Source organism: Psychroflexus maritimus (genome assembly GCF_011089875.1).
Taxonomy (GTDB): Bacteria; Bacteroidota; Bacteroidia; order Flavobacteriales; family Flavobacteriaceae; genus Psychroflexus; species Psychroflexus maritimus.
On the sequence record NZ_JAANAS010000033.1, the window covers coordinates 19,849 to 43,507 of the forward strand.

The 23,659-nt window shown below is 34.4% G+C and carries 21 protein-coding genes; 8 read left to right on the forward strand and 13 right to left on the reverse strand.

Annotated elements, in window-relative coordinates:
• Positions 1–101: 101 nt before the first annotated feature.
• Complete coding sequence (locus G7034_RS02900) at positions 102–1,883, forward strand: tetratricopeptide repeat protein (protein ID WP_166399463.1); 1,782 nt, start codon at positions 102–104, stop codon at positions 1,881–1,883.
• Between the two features lie 82 nt (positions 1,884–1,965).
• Here G7034_RS02900 and greA read toward each other — a convergent pair whose 3' ends face one another.
• A complete protein-coding gene (greA, locus tag G7034_RS02905) occupies positions 1,966–2,439 on the reverse strand; it encodes a transcription elongation factor GreA (protein ID WP_166399464.1) in 474 nt (157 codons plus the stop codon).
• Positions 2,440–2,592: 153 nt separating this feature from the next.
• Between greA and G7034_RS02910 the strand changes: the two genes are divergently transcribed.
• The gene (locus G7034_RS02910; RefSeq protein WP_246166726.1) at positions 2,593–3,048 is read left to right on the forward strand and encodes a hypothetical protein; all 456 of its coding nucleotides are present in this window, start codon (positions 2,593–2,595) and stop codon (positions 3,046–3,048) included.
• Here the strand turns inward: G7034_RS02910 and G7034_RS02915 are convergent.
• The 4 genes from G7034_RS02915 to lysS all read right to left on the reverse strand — a co-directional run bounded on the left by G7034_RS02915 (position 3,041) and on the right by lysS (position 6,611).
• Positions 3,041–4,015 carry an ABC transporter ATP-binding protein gene (locus G7034_RS02915; RefSeq protein WP_166399465.1) on the reverse strand — a complete coding sequence of 325 codons (975 nt, stop codon included), beginning with the start codon at positions 4,013–4,015 and terminating at the stop codon, positions 3,041–3,043. The genes G7034_RS02910 and G7034_RS02915 overlap by 8 nt on opposite strands.
• 63 nt (positions 4,016–4,078) lie before the next feature.
• Positions 4,079–4,273 (reverse strand): twin-arginine translocase TatA/TatE family subunit, encoded by a 195-nt coding sequence (gene tatA, locus G7034_RS02920; RefSeq protein WP_166399466.1) that lies wholly within the window; start codon positions 4,271–4,273, stop codon positions 4,079–4,081.
• Between the two features lie 72 nt (positions 4,274–4,345).
• Entirely contained in the window at positions 4,346–4,819 is a 474-nt protein-coding gene (locus G7034_RS02925; RefSeq protein WP_166399444.1) for a hypothetical protein, read from the reverse strand.
• Between the two features lie 103 nt (positions 4,820–4,922).
• On the reverse strand, positions 4,923–6,611 hold the full coding sequence (gene lysS, locus G7034_RS02930; protein ID WP_166399467.1) for a lysine--tRNA ligase: 1,689 nt from the start codon (positions 6,609–6,611) through the stop codon (positions 4,923–4,925).
• A gap of 189 nt (positions 6,612–6,800) precedes the next feature.
• On the opposite strand from lysS, the gene G7034_RS02935 reads away from it, so the two are divergent.
• Complete coding sequence (locus G7034_RS02935) at positions 6,801–8,873, forward strand: M13 family metallopeptidase (protein ID WP_166399468.1); 2,073 nt, start codon at positions 6,801–6,803, stop codon at positions 8,871–8,873.
• Positions 8,874–9,150: 277 nt separating this feature from the next.
• On the opposite strand, the gene G7034_RS02940 is transcribed toward G7034_RS02935, so the two are convergent.
• The 8 genes from G7034_RS02940 to panC all read right to left on the reverse strand — a co-directional run bounded on the left by G7034_RS02940 (position 9,151) and on the right by panC (position 17,223).
• Complete coding sequence (locus G7034_RS02940; RefSeq protein ID WP_166399469.1) at positions 9,151–9,924, reverse strand: enoyl-CoA hydratase/isomerase family protein; 774 nt, start codon at positions 9,922–9,924, stop codon at positions 9,151–9,153.
• 4 nt (positions 9,925–9,928) lie between these two features.
• Positions 9,929–11,380 carry a sensor histidine kinase gene (locus G7034_RS02945; RefSeq protein ID WP_166399470.1) on the reverse strand — a complete coding sequence of 484 codons (1,452 nt, stop codon included), beginning with the start codon at positions 11,378–11,380 and terminating at the stop codon, positions 9,929–9,931.
• A 35-nt stretch (positions 11,381–11,415) separates the two neighbouring features.
• On the reverse strand, positions 11,416–11,949 hold the full coding sequence (locus G7034_RS02950) for a CopD family protein (protein ID WP_166399471.1): 534 nt from the start codon (positions 11,947–11,949) through the stop codon (positions 11,416–11,418).
• Positions 11,950–12,489: 540 nt separating this feature from the next.
• A complete protein-coding gene (radA, locus tag G7034_RS02955) occupies positions 12,490–13,857 on the reverse strand; it encodes a DNA repair protein RadA (RefSeq protein WP_166399472.1) in 1,368 nt (455 codons plus the stop codon).
• Positions 13,858–13,859: 2 nt separating this feature from the next.
• A complete protein-coding gene (locus G7034_RS02960; protein WP_166399473.1) occupies positions 13,860–15,008 on the reverse strand; it encodes an alpha/beta hydrolase in 1,149 nt (382 codons plus the stop codon).
• Between the two features lie 33 nt (positions 15,009–15,041).
• Positions 15,042–16,016 carry a lysylphosphatidylglycerol synthase transmembrane domain-containing protein gene (locus tag G7034_RS02965; protein WP_166399474.1) on the reverse strand — a complete coding sequence of 325 codons (975 nt, stop codon included), beginning with the start codon at positions 16,014–16,016 and terminating at the stop codon, positions 15,042–15,044.
• Between the two features lie 7 nt (positions 16,017–16,023).
• Positions 16,024–16,371: an aspartate 1-decarboxylase gene (gene panD / locus G7034_RS02970; RefSeq protein WP_166399475.1), complete on the reverse strand. Its 348-nt coding sequence runs from the start codon at positions 16,369–16,371 to the stop codon at positions 16,024–16,026.
• A gap of 6 nt (positions 16,372–16,377) precedes the next feature.
• Complete coding sequence (panC, locus tag G7034_RS02975) at positions 16,378–17,223, reverse strand: pantoate--beta-alanine ligase (protein WP_166399476.1); 846 nt, start codon at positions 17,221–17,223, stop codon at positions 16,378–16,380.
• Positions 17,224–17,330: 107 nt separating this feature from the next.
• Here panC and G7034_RS02980 point away from each other — a divergent pair, with 107 nt between their 5' ends.
• The 5 genes from G7034_RS02980 (at position 17,331) to G7034_RS03000 (ending at position 23,563) form a co-directional block, all read left to right on the forward strand.
• Positions 17,331–18,152: a glycogen/starch synthase gene (locus tag G7034_RS02980; protein ID WP_166399477.1), complete on the forward strand. Its 822-nt coding sequence runs from the start codon at positions 17,331–17,333 to the stop codon at positions 18,150–18,152.
• On the forward strand, positions 18,136–19,731 hold the full coding sequence (locus G7034_RS02985; protein ID WP_166399478.1) for a DUF4270 domain-containing protein: 1,596 nt from the start codon (positions 18,136–18,138) through the stop codon (positions 19,729–19,731). Before G7034_RS02980 ends, G7034_RS02985 begins: the two co-directional genes overlap by 17 nt.
• Before the next feature lie 10 nt (positions 19,732–19,741).
• Complete coding sequence (gene glmS / locus G7034_RS02990; RefSeq protein ID WP_166399479.1) at positions 19,742–21,589, forward strand: glutamine--fructose-6-phosphate transaminase (isomerizing); 1,848 nt, start codon at positions 19,742–19,744, stop codon at positions 21,587–21,589.
• Between the two features lie 179 nt (positions 21,590–21,768).
• Positions 21,769–23,277, forward strand: a complete 1,509-nt coding sequence (gene atpD, locus G7034_RS02995) for a F0F1 ATP synthase subunit beta (RefSeq protein WP_166399480.1) — start codon at positions 21,769–21,771, stop codon at positions 23,275–23,277.
• Positions 23,278–23,287: 10 nt separating this feature from the next.
• The gene (locus G7034_RS03000; RefSeq protein WP_166399481.1) at positions 23,288–23,563 is read left to right on the forward strand and encodes a F0F1 ATP synthase subunit epsilon; all 276 of its coding nucleotides are present in this window, start codon (positions 23,288–23,290) and stop codon (positions 23,561–23,563) included.
• Positions 23,564–23,659: the final 96 nt, after the last annotated feature.

A 23,659-nucleotide genomic window follows, 5' to 3' on the forward strand; every position in this document is an offset into this window, starting at 1 on the left:
TTTTAAATTAAAAACAATATGTCATTGTAATTGCTAATTTATGAAAGGCTTTATAATTAAATTGACTTTAAAATTGTAATTTTAGATTTTTATTTTTGCACATGAAATACCTATTAATTTCCATAAGTTTTTTTTTATTTCAGTTAGTTGATGCGCAATCTATCAATTTAGCTGAAAATTACATGAATCAAGGTGAATATGAAAAAGCCAATGCCTTATACAAGCAGCTTTATCAAAAAAATAAGCGCAATCAAAAGTATTTATTGGGTTTAAGTGAATCTTACTTAGAATTAGAACAACTTGTGGAAGCAGAAAAATTACTTCAAACTTACTTAGGAAATTCGTTACGTTATCCAAACATCAATGTTGAATTAGGTCAGGTTTTGATTTTGCAAGCGAAAGACGAAAAAGCTTCAGCAGAATTTCAAAAAGCGCTAGACGCCGTTTCAGAAAACCCCAATTATGCGTATTCGGTAGGTAACGCATTTCAGCAGTACAACTTATTAGATTTAGCAATTGAAGCTTATGAACGCGCTAACTCCATTAATCCGCGGGTAAATTATAAAATCCAATTAGCCCGTTTGTATGGTGAGCAAGGCAATTTAGAAAAAATGTTTACCAACTACCTTTATTTAATTGTAGATAATCCTAATTATTTAAATGTTGTAAGTAGGAATTTTAATGATTTCATTACCAAGAATCCAAAAAATGAAGCTAATCAACTCTTGAAAAAGACCTTGTTAAAAATGCTAAATGAAGCACCTAATGTAATTTATAATCAGTTGCTTAGTTGGTTGTTTGTGCAAGAAGAAGCGTATAAAAAAGCCTTTGCTCAAGAGCGGGCAATTTACCAACGTAGTGAAGAACAAAGTTTTAATCGCCTTTTTGAATTAGCTGAAGTAGCAAGTACTTCTTCGCATTTTGAGGAAGCTCTTTTGGTGTATAATTACATCATTGAAAAAGCTCCTTATTCAAGTTTAAAACTCAAAGCTAAAGATGCACAATTAAGTTTACGAATTCAATTTGAGGGAGCTTCTAGTTTTGCTTCAATTGAAGAGGAATACCAAGCTATGATTACCAATTACTCGCCACAAGAAAGTTTGTTTTTGCAGCTCAATTATGCTAAGTTCAAGGCTTTTCAACTTAAAGAACGTAAGCAAGCCATTCAATTTACAAAAAAACTTTTAGCAGGCAAACTCAACGCTTTTGCTGAAGCACAAATAAAAATGCTTTTGGCAGATATTTTTGTATTGGAAGGGAAATTTAATCAAGCTTTACTGTACTACACGCAAATAGAAAAAATTCTTAAAAATAACGAGTTAGCCCAGGAAGCGCGATTTAAAGTCGCAAAAACCAGTTACTACAAAGGCGATTTTGAGTGGGCACTTACGCAGTTACAGGTGCTAAAGAAATCTACTTCGCAACAGATTTCTAATGATGCTATTGAGCTTTCTAGACATATTAAAGACAATTCTTACCAAGATTCTATACAAACGGCATTACAAAAAGTAGCTAAAGCAGATTTATTGGCTTTTCAAGAAAAAAATGAAGCTGCTTTAAGCACTTTGCAAGAAGTTATTAAAACCTTTGAATCTGAACCTATAGAAGATGAAGCCTTGTATAGGATGGGGCAAATTAATGAAAAACTTGGAAATTATAAACAAGCAGCATTAGCCTATCAACGTATTATAGATTACTTTAGAGCGGATGTATTAGCCGATAACGCTTATTTTAGATTAGCTGAAATTCATCGACTTTACTTAGACCAACCCGATTTGGCAATGGAGTTTTATGAGCAACTAATTTTTAATCATCAAGACAGTATTTTTTATGTCAAATCGCAAAAAGAATACCGCCGTTTAAGAGGCGATTTAATTGACTAACTGAAATAATCTATTGGTTTAGTGACCTCATAAAAAATACCGCTTTATTGTAAAGTCGGTATTTTTAGTGGAAGTTTAGTAACTACCTACTTACTTCAATAATTTCAAATTTAATTTTTCCGTTAGGAATTTCAATCTCTGCTTCTTCGCCAGCTTTTTTTCCAAGTAAACCTTTCCCAATGGGAGAATCTACAGAAATTTTTCCTGTTTTTAAATCGGCTTCACTTTGAGCCACCAAAGTATAAGTCATTTCTTGTTTGTTGGTCAAGTTTTTAAGCTTTACTTTAGAGTGAATTAATACCTTTGAAGTATCTAATTGAGACTCATCTATCACGCGCGCATTGGCCACAACTTCTTCTAATTTAGAAATGCGCATTTCTAGCATTCCTTGTGCTTCTTTTGCAGCATCATATTCTGCATTCTCACTTAAATCTCCTTTATCCCTGGCATCTGCAATAGCTTGCGAAGCCTTAGGGCGCTCTACATCCCTTAATTGATCTAACTCTGCTTTGAGTTTTTTCAAGCCTTCTTCAGTATAATAAGATACTTTACTCATATTTTTTCGTTTTAACTATAAAAAATAAAAAGAATCCCGACTTGCGTACAGGATTCTAAATACAAATGTAATAAATTTGCAGCATACTATCAATTAGAAAGCATTAAAATGCTTTAAATTTGATAATGAATGATTTAAAACACCAGAAATCCCATGGCATTCACCTTTAAAAACAATATCAATAAATTCAGCATTTTCTTGCTCATGCTTTTTGTGTTTCCTTTTTTTTCCTGCGAAGATGACGATTTAAGACGCGATAATCCAAATCTTTTAAATCTGCGCTTTGAAATTACTTTAAATACTTCGTTGCCAGCTTACAATCAGCTTAATTTTGCTGGAAATGCTATTTATTATCCTGGCGTTGCTAACAAAGGATTAATTGTTTTTAATACCGGTGGCGGAATTCTTGCTTGGGATGCAGCCGATCCCAACCTAACACCAAGAGATTGCTCGCTTTTAAGTATTCAAGGTTTTGAGGCTGTTTCTAATTGTGATCCGCCTAATTCTTACGATTTGTATAGTGGTCAACCTAATCAAGACGGTTTGCAGTATCCTTTGTACAGCTACCGTGTTCAAGAGTCTGGAAATACAATTCGAATCTTTAATTAAGTTTTCTTTTGGCCAAATCAACTTCAATTTTAATACTACTAATTGTTTGCTCTGGCAAAGCTGAAGAATGAGTAAAATACACTTTTTTGTTGGCCAAGAAAGCTTCAATTAAATAATGATTTCCTTTAAAATAAGCTGAATGTATCTTTGCTTTGAGAGAAGCTTCTGAAGTGACTGAAATTTCATGAGGATAAACTACAAATTCCTCATTATGCAAATACGCTTCTAGTTGAAGCATTTTTCCGTTAATGATATTCATTTCACCAAGCAATGAGGCGGTATATTTAGTTTTAGGCGAATGATATACCTGTTGCATTGGCCGGTAATCTATGATTTCACCTGCTCGTAAAACAAGGCAATCATCTCCAAAACTTAGAAAATCGTCTGGGTCATGGGTAGCAAATAAACAGGTAATGCCTTTTTGTTTCAAGTAAGCAAATAAATTTCTTCTAAGTTGATTGCGTTGATGCACATCTATATGACTAAAAGGTTCGTCTAAAAGTAATAAATCTGGGGTTTTTGCCAAGACTTTAGCCAAAGCAACCCGCTGTTTTTGACCGCCACTTAACCGATTAACTTTCGTGTCTGCATAATCTTCAAGACCAACAACTTCTAGCAACTGCCGACTTATTTTCTGGTTTTTTTTGGGATACATTCTAGAAAGAGGAGCTTTGATGTTCTCTGAAACACTAGTATAAGGCATGACATTAAATTCTTGGGTAAGGTATTTGATGTTGTCATGTGCTGCAACTAACTTTTTCTTAGGGTCTAAAATCTTTTCAGAATTCCACAGTATTTCACCTTTTTGCGGGAGTAAATTTCCATGAATAAGTGATAGTAAAGTGCTTTTACCCGCTCCACTTTCTCCGATTAAAGCGACCTGCTTACCTTGTATAATAGACAGGTTAATACCTTTTAAGATAGTTTTTTCTTGATAAGCAAAAGTAAGATTCTCTATACTAAGCACTAGTAGTTAGTAAAAAAGCCCGACGATTAGTCAGGCTTAAATTTATATTGAAAAAAAGTAAATTTATTTAATTGACTTAGAATCCTCTCCGTTTTCAGGAGTGTCTTCTTTAGAAGCGTCTTTAAATTCTTTAATTCCGCTACCTAAACCTCGCATTAATTCTGGTATTTTTTTGCCGCCAAACAACAGCAATAAAGCCAGCACAATAAGTACAATTTGCCAAGGTCCCATCATGTAAATAGTTGCTAATAAATTCATATCCATATTATTTGATGCAAAATTAAGTATAAAAAGCTAAAAAGAGCTTCATGTAATCTTAAATTTTGAAGTTTAATTTCTTCTGCTCATTTTTTTAATCGAATCTTGAACGCTATTTTTTACCTCCATCCATTCATTAAGGTTTTTTTCTAGCTTTTCATTTTTTTCTTCTTTCTTTTTAATTTTAGATTTTAGCCTATCAATCTTATTAGTTTTCTCATCGCTTTTAGCTTCTTCTTTTTTGGTAAGAAATTTTTCAATTTTTTCTTCGTTTTTATCCATTTTCTTTTTCAGCTTCAATATTTTATTGATGCTTTTTTCAAAATCTTCTTGCCATTGGTTTAGTTTTTCTTCTTGGCGTTGCTCTAGGTTTTGTTGAGTAGCAGATTTAGGTTCCATCACGGCACCTCCACCACCTTGACCGCTTCCACCGCCAGGTCGTTGACCACCCATGCCTCCGCCTGCACCGCCCATACCTCCAGGCATCATTTGTGCAAAGCTTAAACTAGAAATAAATAAACTTAAACTAAAAATTAACAATCTCATATTTAGTTATTTAAAATTGAATTTCAAAGATACAAGGTTTTCTTTGGATGCCCATAGTGATTACCAAAAAACCTATGTTTAAGAATGATTACTAAGTAATTAATTACAGCTTTAAAATGTGTAAACCTGTTTCGGTTTTTTCTATTTTAATCAATTCTTTTTTTCGAAGCGATTTTGTAGCTTTATCCCACTTTTTATTACTTAAACCGGAAGCTTTTTTTACTTCGTTGAGGTCTTCAGCTTCAGGACCGAGTACTGCAAGTACTGCTTTTTCCTCCTCATTTAGTTCTACTTTCTTTCTTTCAGGTTTCATTTGAGGGAAAAACAATACTTCTTGAATAGACGGATTATTAGTTAAAAACATAATTAAACGGTCCATTCCAATACCTAAGCCAGAAGTTGGAGGCATTCCGTATTCTAAGGCGCGTAAAAAATCTTCATCAATAAATTCAGTTGCCTCATCATCTCCCTTAGCGGCTAATTTCAATTGTTCCTCAAAACGTTCGCGTTGGTCAATTGGGTCATTTAATTCAGAATAAGCATTAGCAATTTCCTTTCCACAGACCATTAATTCAAATCGTTCTGTAAGTTCAGGATGGTCTCTGTGCGATTTACACAACGGACTCATTTCCTTAGGATAATCAGTAATAAAAGTAGGTTGTATAAAATTGCCTTCACATTTTTCGCCGAAAATCTCATCAATTAACTTGCCTTTACCCATGGTTTCATCCACCTCTAAGCCCATGCCTTTTGCGGCTTCTCTTAGTTCTTCTTCAGATTTTCCAGTGATGTCAAAACCTGTAAATTGCTTGATTGCCTCCGTCATAGTTACTCGCGCATAAGGCGCTTTAAAATCGACTTTATGTTCTTTGAATTGTGCTTTAGTAGTTCCGTTTACAGCTTTTGCACAGTGTTCCAAAAGATTTTCAGTGAATTCCATCATCCAATTATAGTCCTTGTAGGAAACATAAATTTCCATTGCGGTGAATTCTGGATTATGAGTACGGTCCATGCCTTCATTTCTGAAGTTTTTTGAAAACTCATAGACGCCATCAAAACCACCAACAATAAGTCGTTTTAGATATAATTCATTTGCAATTCTTAGGTATAATGGAATATTTAAAGCATTGTGGTGAGTAACAAAAGGTCGTGCTGCCGCTCCCCCAGGAATAGACTGTAACACAGGAGTTTCTACTTCCATGTACCCATGATTATTAAAGAAATTCCGCATGGCCGTGAAAAGTCGGCTACGCTTCATAAAAATATCTTTTACATGTGGGTTGACTACCAAATCGGCATAACGCTGGCGGTAACGCATTTCGGCATCAGTAAAACCGTCATATTCGTTACCTTCTTTATCTTTTTTAGGAAGCGGTAAGGGTTTTAAAGACTTGCTAAGCAATTTAAAATCTTTTACTAAAATGGTTTTTTCGCCTACTTGAGTAGTAAACAATTCGCCTTCAATTCCTATAAAATCACCTATATCTAAAAGTTTTTTATACACCTCATTATAAGCAGTTTTGTCTTCGTCTGGGCAAATTTCATCACGATTGAAATACACTTGAATTCGGCCTTCGCCATCTTGCAGTTCAGCAAAAGAAGCTTTTCCCTGTATTCTTCTAGACATTAATCGCCCAGCAACAATAACAGCTTTACCTTGTTCAAAATCTTCCTTAATTTGTTTAGAAGTATGGGTGTAATTAAATTGCTCTGCTGGGTATGGATTAATACCCATGGTTTTTAATGATTTCAGTTTTTCTCTTCTTACGATTTCCTGTTCTGATAACTGCATTGCTGTATTTTTTAGAATTTGCAAAGATACAATAAGTAGAATAGATGTGAAATTTTTGAAAGAGTAAAGATTTTGTAAAAAATACTTGTCCAAAAACCAATAAAGTAATTGCCTTATCCCAAAAAAATTTTAGCATTATTTATAGTCCATTTAAAAATAGTACCTTAGCACAAACAAAATTTAAGAATAATGAAATCAAATTGGAAAAAAGTTGGTTTATGTATAGCTGGGCTTAGTTTTTTAGCTAGTTGTGAGCAAACCAACGAAAAAAAAGACCAAGATTTAGCAGAAAAAGCTAATTCAGGTATTGAAACTCAGTATATGGATATGAATGTGAGTCCGAAGGAAGACTTTTTTAGGTATGTTAACGGAACTTGGTTAAATGATACTGAAATCCCTGATGACAGAACTTCATGGGGAGGATTTCAGATTTTACGCCAAGAAACTGATAAAAATGTATTACAACTTTTAGAAGAGGGTAGAAAAAATCAAGATTTTAAGGAAGGTAGTGATCAAGCTAAAGCCATTTTTCTTTTTGATGCAATCATGGATACTGAAGCAAGAAATCAAGCTGGTTTAGCACCTTTAATGCCGCTTATGAAAAAAATTGAAGCACTTTCAAGTGTAGAAGATTTACAAAACTTGAAAGGGAAGTATCCTTCTCAACTTTCTACTCCCTTTTTTAGTATTTCAGCCTATGCAGACCCAGAAGACAGCAACATGAACGTAGCTTATTTAGGAACAGGAAGTCTTGGCTTGCCAGAGCGCGATTACTACACCAACGAAGATGAAGAGTCTGAAGAAATTAGACAAAAATACGTTAAGCATGTATCTAAAATGTTACAGTTTTTAGGCGATTCTGAAGCAGAAGCTCAAGATCAAGCTGAAAAGATTTTAGCTATGGAAACAAAATTAGCCGCACCACGTTTATCAAAAGTAGAACGAAGAGATTTTAACAATTTTAATAATCGTTTTCAAATTGATGAAGTAAAAGAGTTTACTCCATCAATAGATTGGGTGAAACATGCGCAGGATTTAGGTATAGAAGATCAATTAGATGTGGTTTTAGTGATGGAACCTAACTATATGAAAGAATTAGAAAAGTTTTTTCAAGAAACTCCTATAGAAGATATCAAAAGTTTATTGAGATGGGCTAATTTACGTTCTGCAGCATCTCAATTGACTACTGAATTAGATCGAGCTAATTGGGAGTTCTACAGCAAAGAACTAAGCGGTGCTCAAGAACAGTTGCCATTAGATGAAAGAGCGCTATCTGTAGTTAATGGAAGTATTGGTGAAGCGGTAGGAAAAATTTATGTAGAAAAGATGTTTCCACCGGAAGCTAAAGCAGATGCAGAACAAATGATTGATAATGTGATTTTAGCTTTTCAACAGCGTATTGAAAATTTAGAATGGATGACGGAAGATACCAAAGAAAAAGCTATTGAAAAACTAGATAAATTTACCGTTAAAGTAGGTTATCCAGACGAATTTAAAGACTACAGCGATTTACAAGTGAATGCCAATCAATCTTATTTTAAAAACATGCAAGCTGTAAGTGCTTGGAATTACCAAGACAGTTTAGATGAAATTGGAGAGCCCGTAGATAAAAGCAAGTGGGGAATGTCACCACAAACTGTGAATGCTTATTTTAACCCAATGATGAATGAAATTGTTTTTCCTGCAGCTATTTTACAACCGCCTTTTTACAATTATGAAGCAGATGCTGCAGTTAATTACGGAGGTATTGGAGCAGTTATAGGCCACGAAATTTCTCATGCTTTTGATGACTCTGGCGCCCGATTTGATGCTGATGGAAACTTAAAAAATTGGTGGACCGATGAGGATTTAGAAAACTTTACCGCTCGAGGTGAAAAGCTTGCTGACATGTATTCTGCGATTGAAGTAACGGAAGGTCATTTTATTGATGGTAAATTTACCTTAGGTGAAAATATTGGTGATTTAGGAGGAGTGCTTGGAGCTTATGACGGACTGATGTTACATTTTGAAACGAATGAAAAACCAGGAAATATTGATGGCTTTACTCCAGAGCAACGTTTCTTCATGTCTTGGGCTACAGTTTGGCGTACAAAAATTAGAGAAGAAGCCTTAAAAACACAGGTTAAAACAGACCCTCATTCGCCAGGTGAATACAGGGCTTATGTGCCTTTACAAAATATTGATGCTTTTTATGAAGCTTTTGATATTGTAGAAGGAGATCCTATGTACCTAGCTCCGGAAAATCGCGTGAGAATTTGGTAAGCTTAAGTTAAAAGCAAAAAAGCCGCCTTTATAAAAGGCGGCTTTTTTGTTATTTTTAATCAGTTAGCTAAGCCTTGTTTTCAACCTCATTTTGCAAACTTAAATTGGTATAATACCAATTTTACTATTAAATGTCGTTAAGAGAACGAAATTGCTTTTTTCATATATAACGCTGTGAATAATTTGCATAGCAGGGTTACGGAAATTGTGAACAAGGAAATATATGGGAAAATGAATGAGCTAAATAGCGTCATTTGATGGTTAAATTGGTATAAGCTTAGAAGTTTGCTTTTCGCTTGTTTAAAAAGGCTTCCGTACCTTCTTTGAAATCATTGGTTCCAAAAGCTTCACCAAAAGCGGCTATTTCTGTTTTAAATCCATCTACTCCATCTTTATAGTTATTATTTATGGCTTTAATAGCAGCTTCAATAGCTTTCATTGAGTTATTCATTATTTTACCCGCTAATTTTTCAGCCACATCAATTAATTCATCTAATTGAACAACCTGATTCACTAAGCCATAATCTAAAGCTTTTTGAGCTGTAATCATTTCGGCAGTCATGATCATTTGCATAGCTCTACCTTTCCCAATTAACTGGGGAAGTCTCTGTGTGCCACCGTAGCCAGGAATTACCCCCAAAGAGGTTTCAGGAAGGCCTAGTTTTGCGTTTTCACTAGCAATTCTAAAATGAGCAGCCATAGCTAATTCTAACCCACCCCCAAGTGCAAAGCCATTAACTGCAGCTATTATGGGCTTTGGAAAGTTTGCTAAATAGTCAAAAACCAAGGTTTGCCCTTTTGCTGCTAAATCTTTTCCTTCCTCAACACTATAATTAGCGAATTCAGCTATATCTGCACCTGCCACAAAAGCTTTTTCACCGGTTCCTGTTAAGATGATTACTTTAACTTCATCATCATCTTTTAAACCTTTAAAAGCTTCATGTATTTCTTGAAGAGTAGCTCTGTTTAAAGCATTGAGTTTTTTAGGTCGGTTGATAAAAACTTTGGCTATTTGATTTGATTTTTCAACATGTAAATTTTCGTAATTCATTGTTTTAATTTTTTGGTATTTCAATAACAAAGGTAGTTCCTTTATTTACTTTTGATTTGAGCTTTATGTTTCCTTTAAAGTTTTCAACAATATTTTTCACCATACCTAAACCTAGTCCCATGCCACTTGTTTTGGTGGTAAATTTGGGTTCAAAAATACGCTTTTGTGTTTCTTCATCAATACCCACACCATTATCTGAAACACTTATTTTAACGCGGGTTTTTGTTGCACTTACTTCTACAATTATAAATGGATTTTCTTTGTTTTCGGTAGCTTGTTGGGCGTTTTTAACTAAGTTGGTAATCACTCGAATTAATTGAGCTCGGTCAAATTTAGCATAAATATCTTCTTTGTCTGTATAGACATGAAAATGAGGGCCTTTAAAAATATCGCAGGCTAATTGTATAGTTTTAGTAATATTTAGGTATTCACTTTTTTGTGAAGGCATTTTAGCAAAATTAGAAAAAGCTTCTGCAATTGCCGTTAAGGTATCTATTTGTTGGATTAAAGTTTGAGAAAAGTCTTTTACATCGGCCTGTTTTTTGATATTTCCTAAATTAAAATTTCGTTCAAAACTCTGTACTGTTAATCGCATGGGAGTAAGCGGATTTTTTATTTCGTGAGCTACCTGTCTTGCCATTTGCCGCCAGGCCTCCTCGCGTTCAGACTGAGCTAGTTTTTTACTGCTTTCTTCTAGTTCAACCATTGCTTTGTTATAGGCATTAATTAGTGGTTTAAGTTCGTGAACAGCATTTTGAACCGACAGCTGTGTGTTGTTTTCAGTGAGTTTGGTTTCGCTTATTTGCTCTCCAATTTTATTAATGGATTTGGTAATTAGTTTAGATAAAAAATAAGCTAAGAGTACTGCTCCTAAAATCATTAATAGATACACTTGAGATAAGATGACAAAAAAATCTCTCAATTCTTGATCCATATAGCCGTCATCCTCTATATAAGGCAGATTAAGAATAGCAATGGGCTTAAAAAATGGATTCGTAATATAGGTGTATGAAGATTGATAGCGTTGGTCTTCAAACTTAAAATCTTCAACGTGTTTTTTGTTTGAGGAATTTTCTAATTTTTGAATAATGCGCTGAGGAACTTCTTGCTCTAAAGAGTCAGAATAAAAGGAAGCATAAGAAGAAATCAATAAATTGCCTTCTAAGTCAAAGATGTTAATTTCTTCACTATGTATTTCTTGAATTTCATAGATTTTTTCTTTAAATATTAAAGGGATATAATTGGTTTCTAAAGGGTATGTAGTGGTTCGAAAAACATAATTTATATTGGAATTGATTGCTTTTTGTTTGCGCTCTAGCTTATCTCTGTGAAGGTCTTTTGCTTCCTCTTTATACTGATAAATAGTAACTCCAGCAATTAATATAGAAGCAATTAGCACTAAGCTTATAGTAGATACAAATATTTTGCTAGAAAGAGAATTGGAACCCCAAATCATAGGTAAGTGTTTATTGTTTAAATGTAGTCTATTTTTTAATTTTTTCTTACTCGTTTATAAAGCTTTATGCCTAGCATTAAAACCAAGGCTAGACCTATTAGCCCAAATGTTCCATACACCCAATTTACAGCCGATTTTGTAATTACTAGAAACACCACAGCAAAAAGGATAAGCGTGGCACCTTCATTCCAAATACGCATTTGATTGGAAGTCCATTTAATTTCATCGCGCTGAAATTGTTTGTAAATTTGATGATTTTTTAAATGGTATAAAATCAAAACCACCACAAAACCAAGTTTAATATGCATCCAAGGTGCTTGTAGCCAACCTGGGTTCAAGATGAGCAACCAAATGGCAAAAAAAGTCGCCAACACAGCTGAAGGCCAAGTAATAATAAACCATAACCGGTTAGTCATAAGCTTGAGTTGTTCAACAATTGGTGTGGCTTGTTCTTTTGGCTTATTTAAAGCCTCAATTTGATAAATAAATAAGCGTGGAATATAAAACAATCCTGCAAACCAAGTGATGACAAAGATGAGGTGTAATGATTTAATGTACAAGTAGCTCATGCTTATTAATTTTATTCAAAAGTAGTACATTTTTAATTAGATTTTCTAACGAAAATCAAAAAAGCCTAACTCAAGTTAGGCTTTTAAGAATTAATGCAAGTGAAATAAATATACCCCTATAAAAACTCACTTGCTATTTAAATAAGAAGATGATTCAAATATATGGCGAAGTATTTAAGAAAAATATACCCCTTAATGGGTATAAAATGTTAAAATTTTGAAATTGATGAATAGATTAAGTAGCAGTAAATCAACTTAAATGGCTTGATTCTTAAAAAAAACTTATTTTATTTTTATTGCTATATTCTGTTTTTATACAATTTTCACCATTAAATGTGGCTATTTTGCTCATTCATTTTCTATCGGTATTTCTTTGCTCCTGATTTCCATCCCTTACTTATCAGATGCAAATAAACCAAAGCATCATCTAGGAAAAAAGCAATTTCGCTTTATTAAATGCATATAGTAATTAAACGGGTAATTAGTCAGTTCATAAATTAAGGTTTAACTTACGAAATGCTTTTGTGACAGTTACCAAACTTATGAAATTATAAAATCAACTACATCTTCAATTTTTCCTACTTTTTTAATTTGAATCTTGTAGTCTTTTTTTGGTAATTTTGATTCTTTGCTAATAATGATTACTGCAAAACCAAGTTTTTCAGCCTCTATGATTCGTTGTTCAACTTTACTAACTGGTCTAATTTCGCCAGCTAGACCTATCTCAGCGGCAAAGCAAATCCTATTGGGAATAGGTTCATCTTCATTAGACGATAAAATAGCAGCAACAACTCCTAAATCGATGGCAGGATCGTCAACACTAATACCTCCTGTAATGTTTAAAAAAACATCTTTTGCTCCTAGTTTAAAACCTGCTCTTTTTTCTAATACAGCGAGCAGCATATTTAATCTTTTAGCATTGTAACCTGTTGCTGAACGTTGCGGTGTTCCATAGACGGCAGAGCTTACTAAAGCCTGAATCTCAATCATTAAAGGGCGTATTCCTTCTAGGGTTGCCGCAATGGCTGTTCCGCTTAAATGTTCACTGTGGTTAGAAATGAGGATTTCGGAAGGGTTGCTTACTTCGCGCAGACCTGTTGAAAGCATTTCATAGATTCCTAATTCGTGGGTAGATCCAAATCTGTTTTTATGAGCTCTCAAAATTCTATAAACGTGATTTCTATCGCCTTCAAACTGCAAAACTGTATCTACCATGTGCTCTAAGACTTTGGGTCCAGCAATGCTTCCTTCTTTATTTATATGACCAATTATAAGAACCGGTACATTTTTAGTCTTTGCAAATTGAATGAGTTCTGAAGTACATTCTCTAATTTGAGAAACACTGCCTGCAGAGCTTTCAACTTGTGGGGTATGTAAGGTTTGAATGGAGTCTATGACAAGGATTTCTGGATCTAATTCTTTTATTTGTTGAAAGATATTTTGAGTTTTAGTTTCAGAAAGGATGAAGCAATTAGCTTCTTGTTTGGTAATTCTTTCGGCCCTCATTTTTATTTGCTGCAGGCTTTCTTCTCCAGAAACATATAAGGTTTTGTAGGGTAATTTTAGCGCAATTTGTAAAAGTAGTGTACTTTTTCCAATGCCTGGTTCGCCGCCCAATAAGGTTAGTGACCCAGGCACAATTCCGCCTCCAAGAACGCGGTTAAATTCTTGGTCTGAAGTGCGAAGTCTTACTTCTTTAGTGAGTTCAATTTCTTGAAGTCGTTGAGGTTTTGCAATTCTTTTACTGCTTGTACTTATTTCTTTGTTCCAGGTGTGCTTAGTACTTTCTTTTTCAAGAATTTCTTCTACAAGTGTATTCCATTCTTTACAAGAATTGCATTGACCTTGCCAGCGCGGATGTTGAGCGCCACAATTTTGACAGAAAAAAGCGGTTTTTGTTTTTGCCATAATCAATAGCCAAAGACTTCTTTAATTTCTTCTGCACGCATGAGCATAAGTTCTTTATTTAAGGGACCAATAGGCTCAAATCCATATGCATCTTGATAATGGCGAAGTGCTTTTTTGGGTTTTCCTATCTCCTGGTAATGCCTCGCCAAAAAATAACTTTCCAATAGTGTATTTGGATGGTTTTTTTTAGCAAGTTTACTTAAATCCTTATACAGCTCCCAGTTTTCTGTTTCTTCTATTGCTTTAGACACAAACATGAGATCATTTACACGAATATCAAAATCCATAGTGTATAAGCTAGAAATATCTAAGTATTTATCTTCTAAGTATTTGACGGGGTTAGCAACAGTTAATAACTTGTCTTCATATTCTTGGTTGGTAATTGGCCTAAAGGAGGTAAAAATAAAGTCTAAAGCCTTAGGAATTGATTGGGCAACCATCGTGTAATGGGTAGCCTGATCAATTTCATCGTATAAAAAACTAAGTTGTTGGTTTTCTATTGATTCCATAGCTTCTGCAAAATCTTTGATTTCTTTCTTAGTTTCATTGTTTTCTTGTTTTCCATGAGCAACATAATACCATACTTTGCTTTTTTTTCGCCTTAAGGCTTTCTTAATTCGCAAAGGCATTTCTGGAGTAAACGTTGGACTTAAATTGATATACCCTTGAAAACTTTCATCATTTCTAAACAAGAAGAAATTCATGAAATTTGCAGATAAGTTGTGGCCAGCAATAATAGACATTAACGAAGTTCGGTAATTTTCTTGAATATATGGCAGCAATTCAATGTCTAAAAAATCAAAGAAATCTTCTCCCTGAGCAAAAGGCAGGTAAGTTTCTTCATCAACTTGCATTTCTAATTTTCTATTAGGTTGTTGCATTACGCCAACAACAATAGCTTCAGGAATCTCTTCCCAGTAGCTCAAATAATCAATCATTCCTGCAAAGGGTTCAAATAGATACTCTCCATCCATAACAATAAAAATAGGGTATTTTTTCTTGTTTTGTTGGCTATAACTTCTAGGAAGCTGAATTTTTATCTTCCTTTTTTCTTGCATAATATTAGAAGGAATAGTTTTATACTCTATTTGTGCTTGAACTATTTGAAGCCCTGAAAAAAATATTAGTAAGCTTAAAATTAGCTTTTTCATTTTTTTGAATTTTGATTAAAATTTTCGACTAAATTAATTAAAAATTTGTTTCCGGTTGAAGAGCGGAAGTAAGATTACCGAAATTAGTCCTAAAACTAACATTATAAGGGTTTGTGCAGCCCATAAAATCCAACCTAAAGCTTCTCCAGATTGTTTGTCAACATCATAAATACTCAATACTGCCGCTATGGCTACAGGATAAACCCCCAAACCGCCACTAGTTACTGATATAGAAAACGAACCTACTATAAAAGCCACTAAAATAACGCCAAAATTTAGTTGACTTGTTTCTTCAATACTGTATTTGGTTACCCAAAAAATACCAACATACATTGCCCAAATAAAAAAGGTGTGAAATAAAAATTTCTTTTTATTTTTAATTTGAGTAATAGATTTCATTCCATGAATCAAACCTGCTAAAAATTTACTTATTTTCTGTACCCACTTATGCGATGAATTTTTGAGTAATTTAGAAGCTGCAAAAACAACTCCTATGCCTAAGATAAGAAGACCAATACTGCTAAGAAAATCAATATCTTTTGAGGTGAAAAAATCAATTATTACAGGCGCTTGTAGAATCATAGCAAGCCCTATAATTAAAAGCAAGCAAAACATATCTATAAGTCGTTCTGAAACAATAGTACCAAAAGATTTGTCAAAGTTTATTTCATGATAGGATGAGAGGGTAGCGGCTCTGAGTAATTCGCCCGACCTAGGAATTCCTAAATTACTTAAATAGCCCAGCATTAGAGCAAAAAAACTGTTGTATAAAGCAGGCTTACAACCTAATGGGGCTAGCAGATATTTCCACCGAATGGCTCTTGAAATATGAGCTGCTATACCCATAATTATAGATAAACCTATCCAATAAAAATTAGCATTTTTAATCTTTTGCCATACGGTTTTCAATTCTTCTTCAGAAGAAGTGCTCACCGAATACCAAATAAAAACTAAGCCCAAAAGCAATGGAATAGCTATTTTTAATCCTTTTGAGGCTTGTTTGTTCATGGTTTAATTAAGCTAAAAGATTATCTTCATTAGGAAAGACTAAAGCAGGTTTAAAGGTTTTAGCAGCTTTTTCCTCCAGCATAGCATAAGTCATTAGAATTAAGATATCACCCTTAGCTACTTTTCTAGCGGCTGCACCATTCAGTGTAATTTCACCACTCTTTCTAGGGCCAGGAATGGCATAAGTTTCTAAGCGTTCTCCGTTAGAATTATTAACCACCTGAACTTTTTCTCCTTCTATGATATTAGCCGCTTCCATAAGTTCTTCGTCTATGGTAATGCTCCCAATATAATTTAAATCTGCTCCCGTAACTTTTACGCGATGAATTTTAGATTTTACAACGTGAATCCACATAATGTATTAATTTAATGCCATGTTATCAATTAATCTTACTTCGTTTATAACTGCAGCTATAAAAGCTCGATAAGTCACCTCTGCTTTCTTAGTTTCAGTTGGGACTAAATCGTGGGTAGAAGCAATTTCAAAATATTCTAATTCTAGTTGATGTTCTTGCTCAAATAATTGAATAACTTGATGTTTAATTTCAGCAATGCTTAATTGATTAAAATTATCTTTAGCAAAAGTAAGTGCTTGATAAATTAAAGTTGCGGTTTCAAGCTGTTTTTTATTAAGCCGTTTATTTCTTGAGCTTTTTGCTAAGCCCGAAGTTTCTCTATACGTTGGAGAGCCAATAACTTCAACAGGCTGTTTTGTGATTTGCACTAGCTTTTTTATTAAGCGAAGTTGTTGGTAATCCTTTTCCCCAAAAAAAGCCTTATGGGGTTGTACAATCTCAAAAAGATGCTTAATTATAGTGCCTACCCCATTAAAATGGCCTTGTCTAAATTCACCTTCCATAAATTGAGTAATACTGCCAAAATCAAATTCCTCGGCTTTTACAGATTCTTTATAGATTTCTTCAACACTTGGTGTAAATATAATGGTATTGGCTTTGTTTTTTTGAAGTAATTCAACATCACGCTCCACATCTCTAGGATAGTGGTTTAAATCGGAGGCGTTGTTAAATTGTGTAGGGTTTACAAAAATACTTACTACTACACAATCACAGCTTTCAAAAGCGTGATTAACCAAGGCTAAATGCCCGTCATGAAGAGCGCCCATAGTAGGCACTAAGCCTATAATCTCACCGCGATTTTTTACCTTATGGAGCTCAGACTGAAGCACCTCTATTGTTCTTACCTGCACTTTGCTATATTATGATTTTGGATGCAAAGCTAATATTTTAACTTCAATCAACATAAATTTTTGTAAATTTGCACGTTTTTACTGTTAATCTGAAATTTTTATACATTATGAATGATAAACGAATACTTTACGTATCTTCAGAAGTTGTGCCTTATTTGCCTGAAAATGAAATATCTACAATTTCATTTGAAGCTCCAAAGATGGTCAATGCTATGGGAGGCCAAACCAGGATATTTATGCCTAAATTTGGTAATATCAATGAAAGAAGGCATCAGTTACACGAAGTAATCCGTTTATCTGGAATGAATTTGGTTGTCAATGACCTTGATATGCCGCTAATAATTAAAGTGGCCTCTATTCCAAAAGAACGCATGCAGGTCTATTTTATTGATAACGAAGATTATTTTAAGCGAAAGGCAACCTTTACAGACGAGGATGGGAAGCTTTTCTCTGATAATGATGAACGCGCCATCTTTTTTGCCAAAGGAGTAATTGAAACGGTTAAAAAATTAAATTGGGCACCAGATATTATTCATGTAAATGGATGGATGGCTTCCTTAGTCCCTTTGTACCTTAAAAATTATTACGGAAACGAACCTTTGTTTAAAAATTCAAAAATAGTTACCTCTGTTTACAATCGAAGCTTTGATGGAACGTTAGCTAATGAAATGATGAAAAAAGTTTTGTTTGATGGTCTTGAAGAAGAAAGTGCGGATCACCTTAAAGAACCTCACTATATCAACTTGCTAAAAACGGCTATAGAAAATTCAGATGCTATTATTCAAGCTTCTGAAGTAATTGATGAAGAGCTTAAAAGCTTCATTGAAGCCGCTGCTTTGCCATGTCTTGACTATGTGCCTAAAGAAGAGTTTGCTCAAGCTTATCAAAACTTTTATTTAACAAAAGTATTAAATGAAGAAGAATCCTAATATGTTCAAATCTAATTTTTTAATTTTTACCCTCATCCTTGCTGCATTTTTCTTTTCATCTTGCGATGACGACTTTACAGAAACCGGAGCAGGCTTAATTAATAGTATAGACTTACCTCCTTTAATGGAAATAGATGAGGTGATTTCTTATACTGAAAGCATTGGCGCTGTTCAAGCAAATAATGTTTCTAATTTTTATATTGGCGATTTTAGCGACCCTGTTTTTGGGGAGAGAAACTACGCTATACTTTCACAATTGGAGCTGTCTAGAACTAACCCTGATTTTGACGGATTTGTAGAGTTAGATAGTGCAATTCTTAGCTTGCCCCTTTACAGTAGATTAGTTGCTGAAAATGAATTTGCTATCGATTCAGTTGTTGGAGATGCCAATACTAATTTTGTAGTTAAGGTATTCAAATCAAATCAATTTCTTAGAAATGTTGACCCCGGTCCTGATGGCGAATTTGACCAATTTCAGCTTTATTTTAATAACCAGCTCAATGATTTTTTACCTAATATAGAAGCAACACCTATAGCCGTTTCCGAATCGCTTAACTTGGAAGAGCTTAGTCAACAACAATTTCTATTAGAACAAGAGAATGATTCAATTACAGAAGAAACACCCATTAACCCGCAAATACGAATCAAAATACCTAACGAGTTTATTCAAGAACAAATTATTGATAAGGCTGGAGGACCTGAATTGGTAAGTAATTCAGCCTTTAAAAATTACTTCAGAGGACTCTTTTTTCAATTAGAATCTTCCGAAGGAGATGTGCTTTTGGGGTTAAATATGAATAGTGAAGATGCTGGCATTAGGATTTTCTATAAAACCGAAGTAGAGCTCCCGCCCAATCCCGAAACAGGTAGTGGTGAAGAATCAGAAATACTGGAAGATGAATTAGATTTGCTTATAGAGGGCATCAGTTTAGGGCTTACCAATGATGAAAATGACCTTAGCTTAAGTGAGCAAGATACGATTAATGGAGAAGAAACAACATACCTTAGAGGAGGCGCAGGTTTTGCTACAGTTGTTGAATTGTTCACTGGCGAAGACAGCAATGGAGATGGTGTGTCAGATCAATTGGAAGATTTGAGAAATCGTGATATTATGGTGAATGAGGCTAATCTTATTTTTTATATTGATGAAGAAATAGCTCCTTCAAATAGCAATAGACCAAGACGAATAATGATTTACGATATTGATAACAATGAAGTCTTTGCAGATTATAATAATGACCCTACTTTTTCAGAAGCTTCGTCCGTATCTTTGGTTTCTCACTTAGGGCCGCTTTCTGAAGATGAAGAAGGGAATCTTTTCTATAGAATTAGAATTACCGATTACCTTAACGAATTAATTAATGAAAATCGTGACTCAGTAAAGATTGGTGTAGTAGTGTCTGATAACGTAAACCAAACAAGTGCTTTGGAAGTAAAAGATACTCAATTAGAATTATTTGATGAAATTTTGTCTTCATCTGCAGGTAGTATTAGAGGTACTGTGCTACATGGGTCAAACTCACCTAACGAACAGAAAAAATTGAAACTACAAATACAACTTACAGAATTAACTAATTAAACTATAAATTATGTGTGGAATTGTTGGTTACATAGGTCATAGAGAGGCTTATCCTATTATTATAAAAGGCCTACAGCGCCTTGAATACAGAGGTTACGATAGTGCAGGAGTAGCTTTATTTGATGAAAATGGGATTCACTTATGTAAAACAAAAGGGAAAGTTGCAGAGTTAAATAAAAAATGCAAAAAAGAACTTAACACCCAAGCTAAAATGGGTATAGGTCACACGAGGTGGGCAACCCATGGTGAGCCAAATGATACCAATTCACACCCTCATCTTTCAAATTCAGGAAACTTAGCTATTATTCATAATGGAATTATAGAGAACTATGAATCCTTAAAAATTGAATTAGAAAAAAGAGGTTATATATTTACTTCAGATACAGATACAGAGGTTTTGGTTAATCTGATTGAAGATGTACAGAAAAAAGAAAAAGTAAAGCTAGGAAAAGCTGTACAAATAGCACTTAGCCAAGCTATTGGCGCGTATGCTATTGCGGTTTACGATACCCAAAAAACCAATGAAATTGTGGTGGCTAGATTAGGAAGTCCTTTGGCTATTGGTTTAGGAGAAAACGAATTTTTTATTGCCTCAGACGCCTCTCCTTTTATTGAATATACAAAAAGCGCCATCTACTTAGAAGATGGAGAAACCGCAGTTATTAGACTTGGTAAAGACATTAAGATTAGAAAAATAAAAGACGATAACTTAGTCAAACCCTATATTCAAGAACTTCAAATGAATCTTGATCAAATTGAAAAAGGCGGGTTTGATCATTTTATGCTTAAAGAAATATATGAGCAACCAGAGGCTATTAGAGACACCTATCGTGGTAGAATGCTACCCGAAAAAGGATTGATTAAAATGGCTGGTATTGATGATCATATTTCTAAATTTTTAAACGCCAAGCGCATCATCATTGTTGCCTGTGGAACCTCTTGGCATGCTGGTTTAGTTGCTGAATACACCTTTGAAGATTTAGCGAGAATTCCTGTGGAAGTAGAATATGCCTCTGAATTTAGGTACCGAAATCCCGTCATTAATAAAGATGATGTCGTGATTGCTATTTCTCAGAGTGGAGAGACCGCCGATACAATGGCAGCCATTAATCTTGCAAAAGAAAATGGAGCCTTTGTTTTTGGTGTTTGTAATGTAGTTGGTTCCTCTATATCAAGAGCCACAGATGCCGGTGCATACACGCATGCTGGACCAGAGATAGGAGTAGCTTCAACGAAAGCCTTTACAACTCAAATAACAGTATTAAGCTTAATTGCTCTAAAATTAGGTAAAGAAAAAGGATCAATAAGTAATTCAGATTTTAATATGTATTTGAATGAACTTGAATTGATACCAGCAAAAATTGAGCAAGCTTTAGAAAGCAATAACCACATTATTCAAGTAGCTGATTTTTATAAAAATGCTAGAAATTGCTTGTACCTGGGTAGGGGGTTTAATTTTCCTGTTGCCTTAGAAGGAGCGCTCAAGTTAAAAGAAATTTCTTATATCCATGCAGAGGGTTATCCAGCAGCAGAAATGAAACACGGCCCCATTGCTTTAATTGATGAAGAAATGCCCGTTGTTGTTATAGCCACAAAAAAAGGCCATTACGAAAAAGTGGTTAGTAACGTGCAAGAAATAAAATCGAGAAAAGGTAAAATAATAGCAGTGGTAACCCAAGGAGATCAACAAGTTAAAAAAATTGCTGATCACGTTATTGAAATTCCAGATACTTTTGAAGCTTTTACACCGTTATTAACAACAATACCTTTACAGCTCATTTCTTATCACATCGCTGTTATGCTAGACAAAAATGTTGATCAACCTAGAAATTTAGCTAAATCTGTAACCGTTGAGTAAACTATTAAACGAATAAATAAACACCTTGCTAACAGCAATTTACATTAATAATGCTGTTTAAAAAAAAGCATTAAATAATTTTTTGTTTTAGTTATAAAAGTTTTTATAAATAATCTATATTTGCAAGCTGAAAACGATATCGTTTTTCATTGTATTAAGTATTTAAAAATTTATCAATAATGTCTCAAGTTAAAGGTAAAATAGCCCAAATTATAGGTCCTGTTGTTGACGTAGAGTTTGAAAAAGCAGAAGATCTTCCAAAGATTTATGACTCACTAGAAGTAACACGCCCAGATGGTGTCGTAGTGATTTTAGAGGTTCAATCTCATGTTGGCGAAAACACAGTAAAAACAATTGCTATGGATTCTGCCGACGGTTTAAGTCGCGGCGTTGAAGTTGTCTCAACAAACAACCCCATACAAATGCCAATTGGTGATGATATTTACGGACGCCTGTTTAATGTGACAGGTGATGCCATAGATGGTCTCGGTAATTTACCTAAATCTGGAGCGCAAGGAATGTCAATTCACAGAAAAGCTCCTAAATTTGAAGACTTATCAGTTTCTACAGAAGTTTTATTTACAGGAATCAAAGTTATTGACCTTATTGAGCCTTACGCTAAAGGGGGTAAAATTGGCCTTTTCGGTGGCGCTGGTGTAGGAAAAACAGTACTTATTCAGGAATTAATTAATAACATTGCCAAAGGACACGGTGGTTTATCGGTATTTGCCGGTGTTGGTGAGCGTACTCGTGAAGGAAATGACTTACTTAGAGAAATGCTTGAATCTGGCATTATTAAATACGGTGATGACTTTATGCATTCTATGGAAGAAGGCGGTTGGGATCTTCATAAAGTAGATAAAAGCGTAATGAAAGAGTCTAAAGCTACATTCGTTTTTGGACAAATGAACGAGCCTCCTGGAGCGCGTGCTAGAGTAGCATTGTCAGGATTAACCATTGCTGAGTTCTTCCGTGACGGCGCAGGAACAGACCAAGGAAAAGACGTGCTCTTCTTTGTTGATAACATTTTTAGATTTACACAAGCTGGTTCTGAGGTGTCAGCACTTTTAGGACGTATGCCTTCTGCCGTTGGTTATCAACCTACTTTAGCTACAGAAATGGGAGCTATGCAAGAACGAATTACTTCAACAAAAAAAGGCTCGATTACCTCTGTTCAGGCAGTTTACGTGCCTGCCGATGACCTTACAGATCCAGCGCCAGCAACAACTTTCTCTCACCTAGATGCTACTACAGTACTTTCTAGAAAAATTGCTGAGCTTGGTATATATCCAGCAGTAGATCCTTTAGATTCTACTTCTAGAATTCTAACAGCAGATATTTTAGGTGACGAACATTATGATTGTGCTCAACGTGTTAAAGAATTGCTTCAGCGCTATAAAGAATTACAAGATATTATTGCTATCCTTGGTATGGAAGAACTTTCTGAAGAGGATAAGTTAGCCGTATCTAGAGCAAGACGTGTACAACGTTTCTTGTCTCAGCCTTTCCATGTAGCCGAACAATTTACAGGAATACCTGGCGTACTAGTAGATATTAAAGAAACAATAAAAGGATTTAACATGATTATGGATGGTGAATTAGATCATCTTCCTGAAGCAGCCTTCAACCTTAAAGGAAGCATTGAAGAAGCTATTGAAGCAGGCGAAAAAATGTTAGCCGAATCTTAATTTGTAAACTATGCATTTAGAAATTGTAACCCCAGAACAAGTATTGTTTAGTAACGAAATAGATGTGGTAAATGTGCCCGGTATTAACGGAGAATTCCAAATCTTAAACAATCACGCTGCGGTGGTGTCTGTGCTTCAAAAAGGCTACATTAAATTAGATCAAAATACGCAACTCAAAGATGGCGTAAAGGATAAATTTCAAAAAATAAACGATAAATTATGCTTTCCTGTAGATGGAGGTGTAATTGAACTAAAAGATAATAAAGTTATCATTTTAGTAGATTAAAACCAGTTTTTTTAAATGAATTTTAAGACCGACTATCTTGTCGGTCTTTTTTTGTTGCTTTAGTTTTTGAGATGCAATACAAATTCCATTTAAAAA

Bases quoted from the DNA above. Each gene is read 5' to 3' on its own strand.
- G7034_RS02900 (WP_166399463.1), top strand. From the start codon at position 102: ATGAAATACCTATTAATTTCCATAAGTTTTTTTTTATTTCAGTTAGTT.
- greA (WP_166399464.1), bottom strand. From the start codon at position 2,439: ATGAGTAAAGTATCTTATTATACTGAAGAAGGCTTGAAAAAACTCAAA.
- G7034_RS02910 (WP_246166726.1), top strand. From the start codon at position 2,593: ATGGCATTCACCTTTAAAAACAATATCAATAAATTCAGCATTTTCTTG.
- tatA (WP_166399466.1), bottom strand. From the start codon at position 4,273: ATGAATTTATTAGCAACTATTTACATGATGGGACCTTGGCAAATTGTA.
- G7034_RS02925 (WP_166399444.1), bottom strand. From the start codon at position 4,819: ATGAGATTGTTAATTTTTAGTTTAAGTTTATTTATTTCTAGTTTAAGC.
- lysS (WP_166399467.1), bottom strand. From the start codon at position 6,611: ATGCAGTTATCAGAACAGGAAATCGTAAGAAGAGAAAAACTGAAATCA.
- G7034_RS02935 (WP_166399468.1), top strand. From the start codon at position 6,801: ATGAAATCAAATTGGAAAAAAGTTGGTTTATGTATAGCTGGGCTTAGT.
- G7034_RS02940 (WP_166399469.1), bottom strand. From the start codon at position 9,924: ATGAATTACGAAAATTTACATGTTGAAAAATCAAATCAAATAGCCAAA.
- G7034_RS02945 (WP_166399470.1), bottom strand. From the start codon at position 11,380: ATGATTTGGGGTTCCAATTCTCTTTCTAGCAAAATATTTGTATCTACT.
- G7034_RS02950 (WP_166399471.1), bottom strand. From the start codon at position 11,949: ATGAGCTACTTGTACATTAAATCATTACACCTCATCTTTGTCATCACT.
- radA (WP_166399472.1), bottom strand. From the start codon at position 13,857: ATGGCAAAAACAAAAACCGCTTTTTTCTGTCAAAATTGTGGCGCTCAA.
- G7034_RS02960 (WP_166399473.1), bottom strand. From the start codon at position 15,008: ATGAAAAAGCTAATTTTAAGCTTACTAATATTTTTTTCAGGGCTTCAA.
- G7034_RS02965 (WP_166399474.1), bottom strand. From the start codon at position 16,016: ATGAACAAACAAGCCTCAAAAGGATTAAAAATAGCTATTCCATTGCTT.
- panD (WP_166399475.1), bottom strand. From the start codon at position 16,371: ATGTGGATTCACGTTGTAAAATCTAAAATTCATCGCGTAAAAGTTACG.
- G7034_RS02980 (WP_166399477.1), top strand. From the start codon at position 17,331: ATGAATGATAAACGAATACTTTACGTATCTTCAGAAGTTGTGCCTTAT.
- G7034_RS02985 (WP_166399478.1), top strand. From the start codon at position 18,136: ATGAAGAAGAATCCTAATATGTTCAAATCTAATTTTTTAATTTTTACC.
- glmS (WP_166399479.1), top strand. From the start codon at position 19,742: ATGTGTGGAATTGTTGGTTACATAGGTCATAGAGAGGCTTATCCTATT.
- atpD (WP_166399480.1), top strand. From the start codon at position 21,769: ATGTCTCAAGTTAAAGGTAAAATAGCCCAAATTATAGGTCCTGTTGTT.
- G7034_RS03000 (WP_166399481.1), top strand. From the start codon at position 23,288: ATGCATTTAGAAATTGTAACCCCAGAACAAGTATTGTTTAGTAACGAA.